The following is a 17048-nucleotide window of genomic DNA, read 5'->3' as shown; positions in this document are numbered from 1 at the left end:
CAGAAACGAGTGCTCCAGCACTCGTTTCTGCTCACGTGCGCGCGGCGCACCGGGCGACGAAGGCGGCGACGTCGTCGAGGACCTCGTCGCGGTGGGTCTCGTTGAGGATCTCGTGGCGGGCGCCGGGGTCGATCCGCGTGGTCTGGTCGCTGCCGGCGAGCTTCTCCATGACCGGGCGGGTGGACGCGAGCGGCACGAGCTGGTCGTCCTCGCCGTGGACCCACAGCACGGGCAGCTCGCCGAAGCCCGGGCCGGCCGATACCGCCTCCACCGCGGCGACGAACGCCTCGAGCGTCGGGCGCTTGAACGGCCCGTGCCAGACGAGGGGGTCGGCCGCGTAGGCCTCGCCGACCGCCGGGTCGCGGGAGAGCACCGCGGGGTCGATGGGGACGTCGGGGATCGGGTCGTGCTCGAGCAGCCCGAAGATGCCGGGGCTGCCGCCGACGACGGGCCCGGTGAGCACGAGGCCCGCGAGGACGTCGGGGAAGCGCTGGGCGTAGCGGGCGGCGATCAGGCCGCCCATCGAGTGCCCGAGCAGCACGATCGGCAGGTCGGGGTGCTCGTTGCGGGCGGTGCGCCGGACCTGGTCGAGGTCCTCCACGACGTCCTCGAGGTCGGCGACGAGGACCGGCTCGCCCGCGGAGCGCCCGTGGCCGAGGTGGTCGGGCGCGTAGACGACGGCGCCGTCGCCGGCGAGGCGGTCCAGGACGTGGGCGTAGCGCCCGGAGTGCTCGCCGTAGCCGTGCGCCAGGAGCACGATCCACCGCGGAGCGCCGTCGGGGTCGCGGCGGCGCACGACCACCCGCCCGCCCTTGCCGTCGATCTCGAGGTCGCTCTCGGTGCCGATCATGCCGGTCTCTCCAGGGCTCGGTGGGCGGCGGTGACGCCGAGCACGGCGTCGACCACCAGGTCGGGGTCGTCCCACATCGGCACGTGGCCGACGCGGGGCAGGCGCACGAACTCGGCGCCGGGCAGGCGCTCGCGCAGCGCGACGCCGTGGCGCCGCCAGGGGATGAGGCGGTCGCGGCCGGACCACGCGACGCGCACCGGGCAGGGCAGGACGTCGAACGGGGCGACGCCCCCGTGCTCGGCGGCCCCGTCGAGCAGCTCGTGGAGGATCACGCAGCCGGCGAGGTCGTCGAAGAGCTCGCCGACGTCGTCGGTCGGCACCCGGTCGCCGCGCTCCAGCACCCGCCCGAGCAGCACGCGGCGCACCCACGGCCGGCGGGCCGCCGCGCGCAGGGTCGACGACCCGGCGAGCGCGGAGCCCAGCCGGAACGACCACACGAGCCGGCGCAGGTCCCGTCCCGAGCCCCACCCGCCGGCCGGCGACAGGGCGACGACCGACCGGGCGCGCCCGCGCCGCGCGAGCTCCAGGGCCACCCAGCCGCCCAGGGAGTTGCCGACGAGGTGCGCGGTCGGCATGCCGGCGCCGTCCATGAGCGTCTCGACGTCGTCGACGATGCCCGCGACGCCGACGGGGGTGCCGTCGGGCCAGGCCGCCCCGCCGCGGTGCCCGGCCATCGTCGGGACGAGGACCTCGTGGTGCGCCTCGAGCGCGCTGCGCACCGGGTCCCAGGCGCGCGCCGACATGCTCGCGCCGTGCAGGAGGACCAGCGGCTCGCCGCTCACGGGCGCGGTCCCAGCGCCAGCACCTCGGCGAATCCGTCGGCGAGGTCCTGCTCGAAGCCGTCGAGGTCGGCGAACGACGCCGCGTCGAGGTTGGCCGCGACGCAGCACGTGTCGCCGTGGGTGACCATCGCGATCATCGCCGCGCACCCGGGCAGCGGGGCGAACGGGTAGCTGCGCTCGATGCGCGCGCCGGCGAGGAAGGCGTCGGCGCGCAGGCCGGGGATGTTGCTGGCCTGCAGGTCGTTGCTCCGCGTGGCGCCGCCGCCGAAGCGCGCGACGACCGCGCCCGGCAACCGCGCGAGCCCCGCGCTGACGATCTCCACGCTCTCCAGCGCCGGCTCGGCGAGCGCGGCCTTCATCCGCCGCCGGACCTCCGTGACCCGCACGCCCGGGTCGACGATCCCGACCGGCGCCGAGAGCCGCGCCGGCGCGAAGTGGTTGCCGCCGGGCTCGTGCTCCTCGCGGCGGATCGACACCGGCAGCGTCACGGGCATGAGCCGGTCCGGCGGGAGCGGGTCCCCGCGCCGCGCCGAGTACCGCCGGAACGCGCCGAGCAGCGACGCGACGTAGGCGTCGTTGACCGACCCGCCGACCGACTTGCCCGCCGCGCGCAGCTCGGCGAAGGGCACGTCGAGGGTGCGGAAGCGCCACGACGGGCTGCGGTCGGCGAGCACCGGCAGCGCCGGCGCGGGCGGCGGCGAGAGCACCCGCGCCGCGGAGACGAGGTAGGCGGTGGCGTCGCGGACCGCCCGGTCGGGCCGGACCAGCGACGCGGCCATGCCGAGCAGGCCCTTCGCAGCGCCGCCGACCAGCCCGAGGTCGCTGCGGACCTGGCGCACGACCTCGTGCGACAGCGTCGCCGGCGGCCCGGACGGGGGCGGCGGCTGGGGCTTGTCCGACATCGGCTCCCGGCTGCGCGAGTGCAGGCCGGCGAGCAGCTGCGCGAGGCCCATGCCGTCGGACAGGACGTGGCTAAGCTTGAACAGCAGGGCCGCCCCGCCGTCGGGCAGCCCGCCCACGAGCGTCGCCTCCCACAGCGGCCGCGACGGGTCGAGCGGCGTCATCGCGATCTGCTCGGCGAGGGTGAACAGGCCGTCGCGGCCCGTGCCGTCGGGCAGCCGGAGGCGGCGCACGTGGTAGTGCAGGTCGAAGTCGGGGTCGAGCGCCCAGTGCGGTGTCCCGGCGCCGAGGAACGGGGTGACGATCCGCTCCCGGAAGCGCGGGACGACCCGCGAGGCCCAGTCGGTGGCCGCGACGAAGCGGTCCCAGTCGGGCTCGAGGTCGAGGGTCTCGACGAGCACGACCGTCGAGCGCATCCGCGGGTCGGCCTCGACGCGCCACATCAGCGCCTCGAAGCCGGTCAGCTCCTCGGAGCGCGACCACAGCAGGCGGCCGTCGTCGCTGCGCGGTGGTGTCGGGTCGAGACTCATCGGGCGCCCTCCAGGACCACGACGAACCGCTCGCGGACGTCCTCGACGTGCTGGGCGAGGGTGTCGGCGGACCAGTCCGCGGTGTCGATCGGCGGCAGCACGTCGACGTGGACCGTGCCGCCCCGCAGCGTCTGGTGCCCGCGCCACATGACCTCGCCGGCGTCGTGGATGACGATCGGCACCATCGGCACGCCCGCCTGCAGCGCGATGTGGAACGCGCCCTTCTTGAACCGCCCGAGCCGCGGGGTGGGCGAGCGGGTGCCCTCCGGCGCGATCGCCAGCGACCAGCCCTCGTCGCGCAGCTTGCGCACCGCCGGCTCGAGCGCCTCGCGCGCCTGCCGGGTGTTGCCGCGGTCGACGAACGCGACGCCGGCGAGCTTGAACATCGCGCCCCACAGCGGGATCTGCGCGGCCTCGGCCTTCGCGACGCCGGTGAACCCGCCGCGCAGCAGCTTCATGAGCAGGGCGACGTCGATCTTCGACTGGTGGTTGAAGACGAAGACGCACGGGCGCGCCGACCAGAGGTGCTCCGCGCCCCGCACCTCGACGTCGATGCCCGCGAGCGCGAGGCCGAGGTCGCCGGTGACCGAGCAGGTCAGGTCGACCATCTGCCGCCGCGACCGGCGCGCGAGCCCGACGGCGGCCGCGGTGCCCGCCGCGCCGAGCAGGGCGCCGTAGAAGCCGGCGGTGCGCAGGACGTCCCCCGGGGTGGCGAGGGTGCCGCCGCGGGGCGCGACGACGAGGGTGGGCCGGCCGGTCTCGCCGGGGGTCTCGCTCACGACCACCGGGCGCTCGCCGGCAGCCAGCAGCGCCTCGGAGCACGGGCCGGCGTAGACGAACGCGAGCCGTCGCCCCGCCAGCGCGTCGGCCGTGGCCCGGCCGTCGAGCAGCACCCGGCCCGCGACCTCGCCGGTCAGGGTCCCGTCGCGCACCTCGACCTCGGTGGCGACCAGCTCGTCGGCCCCGAGGTCCTCGGCCAGCGGGGCGAGCACGGGACGCGGCGCGTGCCCGGTGAGCACGACGTGGTGGCCCGCGCGGCGGTGCTCCCCCACCAGCGACCACATCTCCGGGCGCAGCGAGGCGCCGAGCTCGTCGCGCAGGACCGTGCGTGCGCGCCGCGCGACGGCCTCCTCGTCCTGACCGGCCCAGCCCGCGACGAGACGGCGCACCGCGGCCTCGTCGTCGCCCGCGCCCGCGATCAGCGCGACGTCGCCGGGCAGCGCGCGCCAGGCCGTCCGCCCCGCGCGCAGCGCCTCGCCGGCGTGCGCGGCGACCGCGGACGTCGCCAGCAGGGCGGTCTCGTCGACGACGACCACGCTGCCCGACGGGGCCGCGCGGATCGCGGCGCGCCGGGCGTCCGCGTCCTGCGCACCGCTCACCCGTACACCTCCGCCCGCAGTGCGTGCTCCCGCTCGTCGGCGCGGCGCAGTCGGGAGCGGACGGCAGCGACCTCGTCCCGCCAGGCCGCGCGCGCCCCCGGGTCGGCGTCCGCACCGGACAGCGCCCGATTCTCCGCCACCCGCAGCGCCGAGGTGAACAGCTCGCGGGACACGACGTCGGCGCCGAGCAGCAATTGCTGGCGCCACCACTGCTGGCCCAGGCCGGTGCAGGCCGCGAGGAAGGCGTCCCGGTCCTCGACGGCACCACCGTGGTCGGCGAGCACCGTCGCCACCACCCACTGCGCCTCGACGAAGGGCAGCAGGGTGCCGGGGGCGACGAGCAGCTCGGCGCGCCCGAGCAGCTCCGCGGCCCCGTCGGCCGACGCCGCCGTTGACCGGTAGCCCGGCGCGAGGCGGTCGAGCTCGGCGAGCAGCTCGTCGCGGAAGTCGCGCTTGCGGGGGAAGAAGAACTCGTACTTGAGCAGGTCGCGCAGCGCCAGCGCCGCCTCCCAGCACGCCTCGAGGACCTGGTCGTGGGCGAGGTCGTGCCCCTCGTCGGCCACCGTGAACAGCGCCGTCTCCAGCACCGCGCGGGTCAGCAGGTGGTGCAGCAGGCCGTTGCGGTAGAACGCCGCGACGTGGTGCCGGTCGGGGCCGATGGACCACACGGGCTCCGGCCCGCCCTCGAAGCACTCGACCACGCCCACCGACACCAGCCGGCAGAGCGTGTCGACGACGCCGTCGGGGGTGTCGAGGGCGCGGATCGCCGGCTCGTCGCCGAGCAGGCCCCGCACCGGCGCCACCACGGCCCGCACCTGCTCGAGGGTCAGCGCGCGCCCGCCCGCCCCGAGCAGGGCGAACGTCACCACCCCGGTCGGTGTCGGCGGCGTGGCGCGATTGATGCCGACCGCGACCCGGAAGGCCACCTTCTCCAGTTGCGACCGGCCCTCGCCGGCCTCGGCCAGGGCGTCGCGCAGGCTGAGCGGCTCGCCGAAGCGGATGCGCGCCGAGCCGATGCGCCGCTGCTGGTCGCGCATGTAGCCGGCGAGCCACGCCAGGCCCTCGGCCTTCTTGCCCGCGCCGCCCTGCTCCGCGGCCAGCGCGCCCACCTCGTGGAGCTGGTCGTAGTGCAGTGACACCGGCACGAGCAGCGGGTCGCGGCCCGGCGAGTCCTCTCCCAGCTGGTCGGCGGCGTCGACGAGGTAGCGCAGCAGCCCGTACCTCGGCGGGCGCAGCTTCCCGGTGCGCGTCCGCCCGCCCTCGATGTACCACTCGAGGTTGAAGCGCTTGTCGAGCAGATGGCCGAAGTACTCGCGCACCGCGAACTTGTAGACCGCGTCGTCCCCGAAGCTGCGGCGGATGAACACGATGCCCGCCCGGCGCCCGAGTGTGCCGAGCGGCCAGAACGCGAGGTTGTTGCCGCCGAGCACGTGGTTGCGGGGGAAGTCGTGCGCGTGCAGCACCTCGGCGAGCACGAGCGGGTCGGCGTAGCTGCGGTGCGACGGCAGGAACACCAGCGGCCGGCGACGTCCCTGCTCGCGCAGGTCGCCGAGGCTCTCGGTGTCGACGTCGAGGTCCCACGCCCGGCGGTGCAGGGGGCTCATCACCGAGCGGAACGCCTCGATGGCCGGCGGGCTCTGCACCGCGGCCATCTCCTCCAGGCAGTGCGCGGTGCGCGCGAGCACCTCGTCGACCGGGAGGTCGAGCTCGCCCGCCAGCCCCGCGGCCCGCTCCCGGACCGCGGCCGACGCGACGATCTGCTCGGCCATGAGCCGCGGCACCTTGTAGCGGTCGCCGGTGAGGCGGCGCTCGGCGCGGTCGCACGCGAGCGTCGCCCGGCGGCGGACGAACGCCGCGAAACCGGCGTCGTCGGGGGTGCCGAGCTCGCGGTCGCCCTCGCGGCGCAGCTGCGCCAGCGACGCCTCGTCGCCCGCCACCACCCGTCCGCGCGCCGTCGACCAGCCCCGCACGCGGGCGTGCAGGTGGCGCAGCCCGCGGCGCCGGGCGCTCAGCGACAGCAGGTCGGTCAGCGCCGGCGCGTCGGACGAGCCGCGCTCGGCGGGCGGCCACACGACGCGCACGGGCACGACGGTGGTGTCCGGGCCCGCGCCGTCGAGGGCGCCGGCGAGCTCGCGGGCGTCGTCGGGCACCACCCGCACCGCACCGTCGACACCGTCGCCGTAGGTCGACGAGGTCCACCGGCGGACGAGCTCGCGCTCGGCCCGGGACCGGGCGCCGGAGAGCACCAGGGTCGGGGGTCGCACCACGTCGTGCTCCCTGCGTGAGGTCCCGGGACGGGACGGGGCCGGCCCCTACAGCGAGCAGGGCATCGTCTTCACCGCGTGCACGAAGTTGCTGCGCAGCATCTCCGGCTCGCCGACCTCCAGGCCGGGGGCCCGGCTCAGGAGCTGCGAGAAGATCTGCCGCAACTGGGTGCGCGCGAGCATGTTGCCCAGGCAGAAGTGAGGTCCGCCACCCCCGAAGCCGACGTGCGGGTTGGGATCGCGGGAGAGGTCGAAGCGCTGCGGGTCGGCGAACACCGACTCGTCCCGGTTGCCCGACTCGTAGAACATGACGACCTTGTCGCCGGCCGCGATCCGCTGCCCGCCGAGCTCGGTGTCCTCGGTGGCGGTCCGCCGGAACGTCAGCACCGGCGAGGCGTGCCGGACGAACTCCTCCACCGCGCCGCGCAGCCGCCCGTCGAGGTCGTCGGCGAGCCAGGCGCGCTGGTCGGGGTGCACGGTGAGCTGGCGCATCGCGTGGGAGATGGTGTTGCGGGTGGTGTCGTTGCCCGCCACCGACAGCAGGACGAAGAACGCGCCGATCTCGGGGTCGGTGAGGCTCTCGCCGTCCACCTCGGCCGAGACGAGGTTGGTCATGAGGTCGTCGCGGGGCTCCCGGCGCCGGGCCTCGACCAGCTCCATCGCCGGGCCGAGCAGCGCCATGATGGCCTGGCCGGCGGCCGCGATCGGGTCCTCGAGGCCCAGGTTCTCCAGCACGTCGGGGTCGTTGGTCGCGACGAGCAGGTCGGCGGCCTCGGCGAGCGCGTCCTGGTGCTCCTCGGGCGCGCCCATGAGGTCGTAGATCGTGCCCATTGGCAGCTTCTTGGCCACGAGCTGAACGAAGTCGCCGGAGCCGTGCTCCAGGAGATCGTCGACGATCGTCCGCGCCCGCTGCGCGATCCGGTCCTCGACACGCGCCACCTGCTTCGGCGTGAACGCGGAGCTCACGATCTTGCGCAGCTTCGTGTGCCGGGGCGCGTCCATGGCGAGGAACGACTGCGTCGCCTCCAGGATCTCCGGCGGTGCGTCCTGGAACTGCACGCCCTGCCCGGAGCAGAACACCTTCGGGTTCTTGCTGACGTGGCCGATGTCGGCGTGGCGCACGACGGCCCAGAAGCCCGGGTCGGTCGGGCTGGGCATGAGCATGCCCTCGGCCGGGCGGTGCCAGGTGACGGGCCGCTCACGACGCAGCTCGGCGAACGTCGCGTCGCGCTCCGCCATCGGGCGGCCCCAGAAGTCGAGGGACGACAGGTCGAGGGGATCGAGGCCGGGCCCCGTGGCGGTGGTGGTCACGTGCTGGCTCCCTCGGCTCGCTGTCGGGCCTTCTCCTCGCGCTGCACCCGGCGCTGCTCGGCCAGCTCCAGGGCGTCGTCCCACGTCCTGCGCGCGCCGATGAGCCGGCGGTACTTCATGACCTCCGCGGGCATGTCGACCGCCAGCGCGCCGACGATCCGGTCGCCCGCGCGGTAGATCGCCGTGAACGGGCCGCCCTGCGCGTCGTCGCCCGCCACGACCTCGATCTGCTCGTCGGCGCCGGCCGGGGCGATGCCCACGAACTGGACGCGGCCGTCGTACCAGTCCGACCAGAAGTAGGGGACGGTCTCGTAGGGCTTCGCGGCCGCCGGGTCGACGGCGTGCCGCGCGGCCCGCCCGCCCTGGTCGGCCGCCGAGGTCCAGTGCTCCAGGCGCATGGTGCCGCCGGCGACGTCGCTGAACAGCGCGTTCGGCCAGCGCGCGACGTCGCCCGCGACGTAGACGCCGTCCGCGGCGGCCAGCGTCTCGTCGGCCACCACCCCGTCGTCGACCGTCAGCCCGGAGCCCTCCAGCCAGTCCGTCGCCGGGCTCGCCCCGATGCCGACGACGAGGACGTCGGTGTCGACCTCGGTGCCGTCGCCGAGGCGCACGCCGGTCACCCGGCCGTCCGCCGCCAGCACCTCGTCCACCGCGACGCCCGTGCGCACCTCGGTGCCGTGCCGGCGGTGCAGGTGGGTCAGCGCGCGGCCCATCCGCTCGCCGACCGCGCGGGCCAGCGGGGTCTCGAGCGCCTCGAGGATGGTCACCTCGAGCCCGAGCTTTCGCCCGACCGCGGCGACCTCGGAGCCGATGAAGCCCGCCCCGACGACGGTGAGCCGCCGGGCGCCGCCGCGCAGGGCCGCGCGCAGGGCGATGGCGTCGTCGAGCGTGCGCACGGTGTGCACGCCCTCGAGGTGCTCGGTGCCCGGCAGGGTGCGCGCGTGCGCCCCCGTCGCGATCACCAGGCCGTCGTACGACACCGCGCGGTCCCCGACGGTGACCGTCCGCGCCGCCGTGTCGAGCGCGCTCGCGGGCGTGCCCAGCAGCAGCTCGACGTCCAGGTCGCCGGCGAACGTCTCCTCCTCGCGGTAGCGCGGGTCGGGACACTCCTCGGCGGACAGGTACTCCTTCGACAGCGGCGGGCGGTCGTAGGGCAGGTGCTCCTCGGCCCCGACCAGCGTCACCTCGCCGTCGAACCCGTCGCGCCGGACCGCCTCGACGGCGCGGAGCCCGGCCAGGGACGCGCCGACCACGACGAGGTGCGTCACGCGTCGATGGGCCCTTCGAGCGAGAGCGCCTCGGTCGGGCAGGCGGCGACGGCCTCGCGGACCTCGGCCTCCTGGTCGGCCGAGACCTCCTCGGTGTGCAGGATCAGCGACCCGTCGTCGTCGACCTCGAAGACGTCCGGCGCGAGGGACTCGCACATCCCCATGCCGGTGCACCTGTCCCAGTCAACGTGGATCCTCACGGTGCCTCCCCTGCTCGTCGGTGGTGTCGACGGAAGGACCGTAACGTACGTGATGCTACGGGTGCGAGACCTGCGTCACCATTCGATCACACGGGGTGAGACGCCCGCGAGCCGCGCCACGAGAGCCAGCCACGGGTCAGGACGTAGGCCACCGCGGTCGTGACGACGAGCACGGCGTCGACGCCCAGCGCCGTCACCGCACCCGGCGCGTCGACCACGACGAGCGTGAACACGACCATGGCGACCTTGTGCAGGAACACCAGCTCCCACACGCCGGGCGCGCCGCGCGGGCGCAGCACGAGCATGGTCCACAGGCCCACGAAGACGAGGTAGCCGAACGTCCGCCACCCCTCGACGACGAGCAGGGCGGGGGGCGCGGTCGCGATGGCGGCGAGGCCGCCGGCGAACGCGGCGAGCGCGGCGAGGGCGTCGAGGACGAGCAGGCCGCGACCGATCCGGTCGGCCGTGCGGCCCGGGGCGCCGGGGTGGGTGGTCGGTGCACCGGTGGGGTTGCTGGTGGGAAGGGCGGTGGACACGGCGGGCTCCTCGGGCTCAGGAGACGGGCGGCGTGGCGGCCGTCCTGCTCCGCCAACAACCGGGCGGGCCCGGACGTTCCGGACGTGAGAGCGTCGACCCCGGCAGGCCCAGGGAAGGGAGCACGGGACGTGAGCACGCGGGATGCGCCGGACACGACGGCGCTGTCGGTCACCCACGACGGCGGGGTGGCGACGGTGCGCCTCGAGCGCCCGCAGGCGGCGAACGCGCTGGACCGCACGCTGTGGCAGGAGATGTGCGCGACGTTCCGGGCCCTCGACGAGGACCCCCGGGTGCGTGCGGTCGTGCTCACCGGGTCCGGCCGGCACTTCTGCGCCGGGATCGACCTGTCGATGCTGGCCGAGATCCAGGCCATGGCCCCGGCCGGCGCCGACCCCGGCCGCGCCCGCGAGGGCCTGCGCCGGCTGATCCTCGACCTCCAGGACGTGCTCACCACCGTCGAGCGCTGCCGCGTGCCCGTGCTGGCGGCGATCCAGGGCGCGTGCGTGGGCGCCGGACTGGACCTCGCGGTGGCCTGCGACCTGCGCTACGCGACGCCGCGCACGACGTTCTCGCTCAAGGAGGTCGACATGGGCCTCGCCGCCGACGTCGGCGTGCTCCAGCGCCTGCCGCGGATCGTCGGCGAGGGCCGGGCCCGCGAGATGGCCTACACCTGCCGCGACGTGCGCGGGGAGGAGGCCGCGACCACCGGCCTGGTCAACGCGTGCCTCGACACCGACGACCCCGAGGCGCTCCTGGCGCACGTCACCGAGGTCGCCCGCGGGCTCGCCGCCAAGTCGCCGCTCGCCCTGCGCGGCACCAAGCACGCGATCACCTACGCACGCGACCACTCGATCGCCGACGGCCTCGACCAGATCGCGACCTGGAACGCCTCCGCGCTGATCTCCGACGACCTCACCGAGGCCGTCACCGCCGTCGCCGAGAGCCGCGCCCCCCGCTACGCCGACTAGGAGCAGGACGAGCGATGCGGCATCGCCGGCGTCTGACACCAGGATCGCCACATCCTCACCGCTCCTCGCGCGCCTCGGCCCGGTTGTCGGCCCGGCCGTCGCCACGCCACGGATCGGCCTCGACGACCGGCGACTCCCAGGTCCCGTCGGCCCGGGCGCGCACGGCCACCTCGAACTCGTCGAGCAGGTCGCCCAGGTCGACGTCGACCACCCCGGCGATCTGCTGGTGCCCGGCGAGCACCGCCACGCCCAGCGCCGCCAGCCTCGCGCGCTCCCCCTCGTCGCCGACCACCGGCGCGAGGACGTCGGCGAGCGCCCGCACCCGTCCGCGGTCGACGGCGCGCTGGGCCTCCCCGACGCGCGGGTCGACGGTGGCCCACGCCCGGATCGCGGTCTCGGCCTCGTGCGGCACGGTCAGGGCCAGGTACTTCATCCGCGTCACCCGCTCGACGGGGTCGTCGCTGGCGTTGACCATCTCGACGATGCGCCCGACCTCCTCGCGCTCCCAGTGCTCGAGCAGCGCGGCGACGAAGCCCTCCCAGCTGCCGAAGTGGTGGTAGAAGGACCCGCTGGTGACGCCGACGGCGGCGCACAGCCGCCCGATGCGCAGGGCGTTGCGGCCCTCGCGCGCGAGGAGGCGCAGCGCCTGCTCGAAGTAGGACTGCCGGGTGGCCGTGGGCATCAGCGTCGTCCTCCCGCGGCGTCGGTTCCCCTCGAACAGAACGTAAATTACTCTACGGCGGCCGCCCACCGTGATCTCCGGGAGGAGACGACGATGTATCCCGGGACGTTCGCCGCCACCCACCCCGACCGCCCCGCGGTGATCATGGCCGAGACCGGCGAGGGCCTGACCTACCGCCAGCTCGAGGACGGCTCGGTACGCCTGGCCCGCACGTTGCACGAGCACGGGCTGCGCCGCGGCGACGTCGTCGCGCTGCTGTCGGACAACCACCCGCGCGTCTTCGAGGTCTACTGGGCCGCGCAGCGCGCCGGCCTGCTCGTCACGGCGATCAACCACCACCTCTCCGCCGACGAGGCCGCCTACATCGTCGACGACTGCGGCGCCCGCGCCCTCGTCGTCTCCGCCGCGAAGGCCGACCTGGCGCAGGCCGTCGTCGAGCACACGCCGCGCGTCACGCTGCGCCTCGCGTTCGGCGGCACCGTCCCCGGCCACGACGACTACGACACCGTCGTCGGCGCGCGCAGCGCCGAGCCGATGAGCGACCAGCCCCGCGGCGGCGACATGCTCTACAGCTCCGGCACCACCGGGCGCCCCAAGGGCATCAAGCCCAACCTGCCCGACCGCCGGATCGACGAGCCCGGCGACCTCTACATCGCGGTGTTCAAGCCCATGTACGGCTTCGGCGAGGACACCGTCTACCTCTCACCGGCGCCGGTGTACCACGCGGCGCCGCTGCGCTTCGGCGCCACGATCCAGTCGACCGGCGGCACCGTGGTGATGATGCACCGCTTCGATCCCGAGCAGGCGCTCGCGGCGATCGAGCGGTTCCGCGTCACCCACAGCCAGTGGGTGCCGACGATGTTCGTGCGGATGCTCAAGCTCCCCGAGGAGACGAAGCGCCGCTACGACGTCTCCAGCCTGCGGGTGGCGATCCACGCCGCGGCGCCGTGCCCGGTCGAGGTCAAGCGGGCGATGATCGACTGGTGGGGCCCGGTGCTCCACGAGTACTACAGCTCGAGCGAGGCCAACGGGATCACGTTCATCAACTCGCAGCAGTGGCTCGAGCACCCGGGCTCGGTCGGGCTCGCGGGGCTGGGCACGATCCACATCTGCGACGACGAGGGCCGCGAGCTCGCCCCCGACGAGGTCGGCACCGTCTACTTCGAGCGCGACGTGGTGCCGTTCCGGTACCACAACGACCCGGAGAAGACCCGCGGCGCGCAGCACCCCGAGCACGAGACGTGGACGACCACCGGCGACCTCGGCTACGTCGACGCCGACGGCTACCTCTACCTCACCGACCGCAAGAGCTTCATGATCATCTCGGGTGGCGTGAACATCTACCCGCAGGAGATCGAGGACGTCCTCACACTGCACGACGCCGTGCTCGACGTCGCGGTGATCGGGGTGCCGGACGAGGAGATGGGCGAGTCGGTGTTCGCGGTCGTCGAGCCCGCGCCCGGCCACGAGCCCTCGGACGCGCTGGCCGAGGAGCTGCTCGAGCACGTCCGCGGCCGCATCGCGCGCTACAAGACGCCCCGGCGCCTGGTGTTCACCGACGACCTGCCCCGCACGCCCACCGGCAAGCTCGTCAAGCACCGCCTCCGCGAGCGCCACGCCGCCGGCGAGTTCGCTCCGGCCTAGAACAGGGAGCGGAAGAACTGCGCGATCGAGGACAGCGCCTGGCCGATGATCGCGACGATGGAGCGGACGACGTCGGCCGCGCCCTCCGGCTGCGAGATCACGAAGAACAGCAGGACGGCGACGACGACGAGGATCAGGAACCGCCTCAAGCCCTTGGACATGCGCTGCCGCCGCTCCCGTCGTCCCGGACCCCCGCGTCGCGCCCACGGACGGGCACGGTGCGTACCGACCGTAACGGAACGGCTGCGCCGACACGTGCCACTTCGACCGACGTGTCGCGCGCGTCGCGGAGATCGGCGGCGTCGGGCCGGGGCGGGCACGATCACGGACGTGGACTCCTTCACCCGCGGCGCGCTGCGCTTCGACGTCACCGAGTACGGCCCCGCGGACGGCGTGCCCGTGCTGCTGCTGCACGGCTTCCCGCAGACCGCGGCGAGCTGGGAGCCGGTCGCGCGCCGGCTCGCCGCCGCCGGGCACCGGGTCCTCGCCCCCGACCAGCGCGGCTACTCGCCGGGCGCGCGGCCCGCGGGCCGGCGGGCGTACCGCGTCGAGGAACTGGTCGACGACGTCGTCGCGCTGGCCGACGCGGCGGGCGCGGACACCGTGCACGTGGTGGGCCACGACTGGGGCGCGATCGTCGCGTGGGCGCTCGCGGCGCTGCGCCCGGAGCGCGTCCGCACGCTGACCGCCGTCTCGGTGCCCCACCCCGCGGCGTTCATGGCGGCGCTGGTGTCGAGCCGCCAGTTCGCGCTGTCCTGGTACGTCTACGTCTTCCAGGTCCCCGCCCTCGCGGAGCGGTTCCTGGGACGCCCCGGCGGCCTCGCGGCCGCGGTGCGGCGCACGGGTCAGACCCCGGAGCGCGCGCGGCGCGACGAGGCGGCGCTCGCCGCGAAGGGCGGGCTGCGACCGGCCCTCACCGGGGCCGTCAACTGGTACCGCGCGACCCCGCTCTGGGAGCACCGCGGGCTGCGGGTGACGGTCGCGACGCCGACGCTGATGGTCTGGAGCGACGGGGACAGGGCCGTCTCGCGCGCGTCGGTGGAACGCAACCCGCGGTGGGTGACCGGCCCCTACCGGCTCGAGGTGTTCGCCGGGGTGAGCCACTGGATTCCCGACGAGGCCCCCGACCGGCTCGCGGACCTCGTGCTGGAGCACGTCGCCGGCCGGTGAAGCTGGGGGTTCCGGGAGCGCGGGGGGATGCGCTCCCGGAACCATGGTCGGCCGAGGGGGGCGCGGCCGACACAATCCATGTTACGGCGCCGGCGTCAGGCGCGCGTTGCGATCCGTGCCATAGGTGGAGGATTTCTCCGCCGGGGACGGCAGGGACGGCACGGTCGGCCCGGACCGCGCAGGCGTTGCCGGTGCGCTCCCCGCTGCGCGACGGGCGATGACCGGAGGGAGCGCGCGGTCAGCGCCGACGGGGAAAGGATGCTCGCCCCGACCGTGTCGCAGCAGCGAGTTGCGGTGCGCCACGATCGCGGTGGCCAGCGCCTGCGCGTGCGTCTCGGCACCCACCGCGGGTTCGCCCGTCACGTTCTCCACCGCGCGCCCCAGCAGGTCGGCCAGTCGCGCGAGCTCGTCGAGCACGTCCGCGGACCAGGTGAAGTGGTCGACGCCGTCGGGCCGCAGCGTCCGTCCTTCGTCGTCGAGGCGACGCAGCGCCTCGACCGCCTGCCGAGCGAGCGCGACGCCTGTGTTCTCAACCGTCACGACACGGCTGTACCCGCCCGCTCGGCGGGCGACGCACCCGATCGGCGGGCCGCAGGGACCGGACGGGCCTGGAGGGGACCGGAAGGGTCCGGAGGAAGAAGGTGGGCCGGTCCCCACTCCTGACTGCTCCCCAGCGTCAGGAGCGGGACCGGCCCGGGACGGCCTGTCGTCGAGCCCCCGAAGCCCGACGCGGCCTGTTGCAGGAAACGTGCCCGGGTCCCGGGGACCGGAAACCGGGGCTCCGGGATTGGATCGGTTCAGCAGGGCCGGTCCGGCAGGGCCGGCCGAGCGGCCCTCATCCGATGTGGCGCCCCTCGGCGTTCTCCCAGTAGGGCTTGCGGAGGTCCTTCTTGAGGATCTTGCCCGAGGGGTTGCGCGGCAGGGCGTCGACGACGTCGACCGAGCGCGGGCGTTTGAACCCGGCGATGCGCTCCCTGCACCACTCGAGCAGCGCGTCGGTGTCGATCTCGGAACCCTCGTTCGCGACGACGACGGCCTTGACCGCCTCGCCCCACTTCTCGTCCGGGACGCCGATGACGGCCACGTCGGCGACGTCGGGGTGGCCGGACAGGACGTTCTCGACCTCGATGGGGTACACGTTCTCGGCCCCGGTGACGATCATGTCCTTGATCCGGTCGGTGAGGAACAGGTAGCCCTCCTCGTCGAGGTAGCCCGCGTCCCCGGTGTGGAACCAGCCGTCGGACAGCGCCGCGGCCGTCTCCTCGGGCCGCGCCCAGTAGCCCGGCGTGACCTGCGACGAGCGGATCCAGATCTCGCCGACGGTGTTCGGCGCGACGTCCTCGCCGGTCGCCGGGTCGACGGCCTTGAGCTCGACCCACGGGTAGGCCTTGCCCGCCGAGCGCATGAGGTGGGCGCGCGGGCCGTCGGGGTCGTGGTCGTCGGGGTCGAGCTGGCTGATCGCGCCCGTGGTCTCGGTCGACCCGTAGACCTGGAACAGCGGGGCCCGGAACGTCGTCAGCACCCGCTTGAGCACGGTGCTCGTGATCGGCGAGGCGCCGTAGGCGATGGCGCGCAGCTTCGACCAGTCGCGGTCGGCGGCGCCCGGCACCTGCGTGAGGAACTGCAGCACCGCGGGCACGAGGAAGGCGTTCGTGACGCCCTCGTCGGCCATCGTCGCGAGGAGCTGGTCGGGGACGATGTCGGCGATCAGCACGCAGCGCGCGCCGAACGACAGGCAGACCAGAGCGAAGCCCGAGCCGCCGATGTGGAACAGCGGCATGGCGACGAGGCCGACCGACTCGGTGTCGAAGCTCCAGTGGTCGCCCACCGAGAGCAGCGCGGCGAACTGGACGTGGGTGAGCACGACGCCCTTGGGCAGGCCGGTGGTGCCCGAGGTGTAGAGCTGCAGCACGCAGTCGTCGTCCTGCGCGTCGTCCGGCGGGTCGAGCACCTCGTCGGAGGCCGTCAGCCAGCCGTCGTAGTCCTCGCCGACGACGAGCACGCGCCGCACCGCGCCGATGCCCTCGACGCGGCCGCGCAGGTCGGCGAAGTCGGGGCCGAGGACGACCAGCGGCGCCGCCGAGTCCTCGATGATCGCGATCAGCTCGTCGTGGGTGAGCCGGTTGTTCAGCGGCGCGGTGCCGGCGCGCACGCGGGGGGCGCCGAAGAGCAGGTCGAAGAACTCCGGGCGGTTCTTCCCCAGCCACACCACGCGGTCCCCCGCGCCCACGCCGTCCGCGGCCATCGCGCGGGCGGCGAGGCCCCCGCGACGGTCGAGCTCGGCGTACGTCGTGTTCTCCCCCTCGAACGTCATCGCCACCAGGTCGGTGGCGCCGGCGTGCTGGCGCACGACGTCGGTCAGCCGGAACGGCACGGGGGACCTCCACGGGAAAGGGACGAAACGGGGCAGTGGTGACGCCGACCACAGGGCAGGCGCGACCGTAACCGGTCATACGGAGTCCCGGAAGAGTCAGGCTTGACTGTTACCGGCCGGTGCAGCCAGGCTGGTCCCACCTGCACGGTCACGGGCCCGCCGGACTCACGGTGGGCGTCCGCACGTCCC

At 74.7% G+C, this 17048-nt stretch carries 16 protein-coding genes; 3 read left to right on the top strand and 13 right to left on the bottom strand.

Annotated features, from left to right (window positions below; genetic code table 11):
* Positions 1 to 31 precede the first annotated feature (31 nt).
* From ACYX4T_RS22650 to ACYX4T_RS22610, 9 genes are all read right to left on the bottom strand, one after another.
* Positions 32 to 850, bottom strand: a complete 819-nt coding sequence (locus ACYX4T_RS22650; RefSeq protein ID WP_476011502.1) for a lysophospholipase — start codon at positions 848 to 850, stop codon at positions 32 to 34.
* A complete protein-coding gene (locus ACYX4T_RS22645) occupies positions 847 to 1632 on the bottom strand; it encodes an alpha/beta fold hydrolase (protein ID WP_476011501.1) in 786 nt (261 codons plus the stop codon). Before ACYX4T_RS22645 ends, ACYX4T_RS22650 begins: the two co-directional genes overlap by 4 nt.
* Complete coding sequence (locus ACYX4T_RS22640; RefSeq protein ID WP_476011500.1) at positions 1629 to 3062, bottom strand: wax ester/triacylglycerol synthase domain-containing protein; 1434 nt, start codon at positions 3060 to 3062, stop codon at positions 1629 to 1631. Before ACYX4T_RS22640 ends, ACYX4T_RS22645 begins: the two co-directional genes overlap by 4 nt.
* Positions 3059 to 4441: a 1-acylglycerol-3-phosphate O-acyltransferase gene (locus tag ACYX4T_RS22635; RefSeq protein WP_476011499.1), complete on the bottom strand. Its 1383-nt coding sequence runs from the start codon at positions 4439 to 4441 to the stop codon at positions 3059 to 3061. Before ACYX4T_RS22635 ends, ACYX4T_RS22640 begins: the two co-directional genes overlap by 4 nt.
* Positions 4438 to 6708, bottom strand: coding sequence for a glycerol-3-phosphate 1-O-acyltransferase (locus ACYX4T_RS22630; RefSeq protein ID WP_476011498.1), 2271 nt, complete (start codon positions 6706 to 6708; stop codon positions 4438 to 4440). The genes ACYX4T_RS22635 and ACYX4T_RS22630 overlap by 4 nt, the downstream gene beginning before the upstream one ends.
* 45 nt (positions 6709 to 6753) lie before the next feature.
* Complete coding sequence (locus ACYX4T_RS22625; RefSeq protein ID WP_476011497.1) at positions 6754 to 8016, bottom strand: cytochrome P450; 1263 nt, start codon at positions 8014 to 8016, stop codon at positions 6754 to 6756.
* Positions 8013 to 9284: an NAD(P)/FAD-dependent oxidoreductase gene (locus ACYX4T_RS22620; RefSeq protein ID WP_476011496.1), complete on the bottom strand. Its 1272-nt coding sequence runs from the start codon at positions 9282 to 9284 to the stop codon at positions 8013 to 8015. The genes ACYX4T_RS22625 and ACYX4T_RS22620 overlap by 4 nt, the downstream gene beginning before the upstream one ends.
* Entirely contained in the window at positions 9281 to 9484 is a 204-nt protein-coding gene (locus tag ACYX4T_RS22615) for a ferredoxin (protein ID WP_476011495.1), read from the bottom strand. Before ACYX4T_RS22615 ends, ACYX4T_RS22620 begins: the two co-directional genes overlap by 4 nt.
* Positions 9485 to 9570: 86 nt before the next feature.
* A complete protein-coding gene (locus ACYX4T_RS22610; protein ID WP_476011494.1) occupies positions 9571 to 10020 on the bottom strand; it encodes a hypothetical protein in 450 nt (149 codons plus the stop codon).
* 129 nt (positions 10021 to 10149) lie between these two features.
* Between ACYX4T_RS22610 and ACYX4T_RS22605 the strand changes: the two genes are divergently transcribed.
* Positions 10150 to 10989, top strand: a complete 840-nt coding sequence (locus ACYX4T_RS22605; protein ID WP_476011493.1) for a crotonase/enoyl-CoA hydratase family protein — start codon at positions 10150 to 10152, stop codon at positions 10987 to 10989.
* 55 nt (positions 10990 to 11044) lie between these two features.
* Here the strand turns inward: ACYX4T_RS22605 and ACYX4T_RS22600 are convergent, their stop codons facing one another.
* Positions 11045 to 11671 carry a TetR/AcrR family transcriptional regulator gene (locus ACYX4T_RS22600; protein WP_476011492.1) on the bottom strand — a complete coding sequence of 209 codons (627 nt, stop codon included), beginning with the start codon at positions 11669 to 11671 and terminating at the stop codon, positions 11045 to 11047.
* A gap of 93 nt (positions 11672 to 11764) precedes the next feature.
* Here ACYX4T_RS22600 and ACYX4T_RS22595 point away from each other — a divergent pair, with 93 nt between their 5' ends.
* Complete coding sequence (locus tag ACYX4T_RS22595) at positions 11765 to 13315, top strand: acyl-CoA synthetase (RefSeq protein WP_476011491.1); 1551 nt, start codon at positions 11765 to 11767, stop codon at positions 13313 to 13315.
* Here ACYX4T_RS22595 and ACYX4T_RS22590 read toward each other — a convergent pair.
* The gene (locus ACYX4T_RS22590; protein WP_476011490.1) at positions 13312 to 13476 is read right to left on the bottom strand and encodes a hypothetical protein; all 165 of its coding nucleotides are present in this window, start codon (positions 13474 to 13476) and stop codon (positions 13312 to 13314) included. The genes ACYX4T_RS22595 and ACYX4T_RS22590 overlap by 4 nt on opposite strands.
* A gap of 169 nt (positions 13477 to 13645) precedes the next feature.
* On the opposite strand from ACYX4T_RS22590, the gene ACYX4T_RS22585 reads away from it, so the two are divergent.
* Complete coding sequence (locus ACYX4T_RS22585) at positions 13646 to 14485, top strand: alpha/beta fold hydrolase (RefSeq protein WP_476011489.1); 840 nt, start codon at positions 13646 to 13648, stop codon at positions 14483 to 14485.
* A gap of 81 nt (positions 14486 to 14566) precedes the next feature.
* Here ACYX4T_RS22585 and ACYX4T_RS22580 read toward each other — a convergent pair whose 3' ends face one another.
* Both ACYX4T_RS22580 and ACYX4T_RS22575 read right to left on the bottom strand, forming a co-directional pair.
* Entirely contained in the window at positions 14567 to 15025 is a 459-nt protein-coding gene (locus ACYX4T_RS22580; protein WP_476011488.1) for a hypothetical protein, read from the bottom strand.
* Between the two features lie 295 nt (positions 15026 to 15320).
* Complete coding sequence (locus ACYX4T_RS22575) at positions 15321 to 16859, bottom strand: long-chain-fatty-acid--CoA ligase (protein ID WP_476011487.1); 1539 nt, start codon at positions 16857 to 16859, stop codon at positions 15321 to 15323.
* Between the last annotated feature and the right edge of the window lie 189 nt (positions 16860 to 17048).

It is taken from the genome of Actinomycetospora sp. ABD4_176 (assembly GCF_056311855.1).
This window is presented reverse-complemented; position numbering and strand designations above follow the sequence as displayed.